Source organism: Pseudomonas sp. DrBHI1 (genome assembly GCF_002205115.1).
GTDB lineage: Bacteria > Pseudomonadota > Gammaproteobacteria > Pseudomonadales > Pseudomonadaceae > Aquipseudomonas > Aquipseudomonas mosselii.
Genome location: NZ_NIBE01000136.1, coordinates 14,757 through 15,840 on the forward strand (window position 1 = coordinate 14,757; position 1,084 = coordinate 15,840).

At 65.8% G+C, this 1,084-nt stretch carries 1 pseudogene; it reads right to left on the reverse strand.

The window, feature by feature from the left end:
• Window positions 1-1,084: pseudogene (locus tag CC207_RS28090) on the reverse strand (peroxidase family protein); the annotation flags it as partial.

The following is a 1,084-nucleotide window of genomic DNA, read 5'->3' on the forward strand; positions in this document are numbered from 1 at the left end:
TCGGAGCCACGGAAGGTCGAAGCCGAGGCCCAGGCGGCGGAAACCAACTCCGACACACTCAGCCCCGACGCCAGCACCTTGGCCTTGAGCGCGGCGATATCGGCGTCGCTCGGCTGAGGGCCTGATTTGGGCAGCGGGTCCTGCCACAACAGCTCCTCGTTGGGCATTTCCGGCCCGAGGTAACGGGCCAGCGGGCCCATGTCGCGGTGGATCAGCTTGTACCAGGCGCGGGCGAAAGCGTCGGCGAGCTGGTCTGGGTTGTCCTTGAAGCGTCGGGCGATGGGTTCGTAGATGGGGTCGAAACGCAGCGCCAGGTCGGAGGTGAGCATCGACGGGGCGTGCTTCTTGCCGGGGTCGTGGGCATCCGGCACGGTCCCCGCGCCCTTGCCATCCTTCGGTCGCCACTGATGGGCGCCCGCCGGGCTCTTGGTCAGCTCCCACTCGAAGTTGAACAGGTTGTTGAGGTACTCGTTGCTCCACTTCGTCGGGGTCGAGGTCCAGATCACTTCCAGGCCACTGGTGATGGTGTCGGCGCCCTTGCCGGTACCGAATTTGTTATGCCAGCCGAAACCTTGCTGCTCCAGGCCCGCAGCTTCCGGCTCGGCGCCGACATTGTCGGCGGGGCCCGCGCCATGGGTCTTGCCGAAGGCATGACCGCCGGCAATCAGCGCCACGGTCTCTTCATCATTCATGGCCATGCGGCCGAAGGTCTCGCGGATATCCTTGCCCGAGGCGACCGGGTCGGGGTTGCCCTCCGGCCCTTCGGGGTTCACGTAGATCAGGCCCATCTGCACGGCGGCCAGCGGGTTCTCCAGGTTGCGCTCGGCCGACAGGTCACGGTTCTGTTCCTCATCATGCTTGGCAGGCTCGGCCACCAAGTCACCCTGGCCGGGGGGCTGGGCCTTGACCTGATCCTTACCGTAGCGGGTGTCACCGCCCAGCCAGACCTTCTCCGAGCCCCAGTACACGTCCTCGTCGGGCTCCCACACATCGGCGCGACCACCGGAGAAGCCGAAGGTCTTGAAACCCATGGATTCGAGAGCAACGTTGCCGGTGAGCACGATCAGGTCGGCCCAGGAGATCT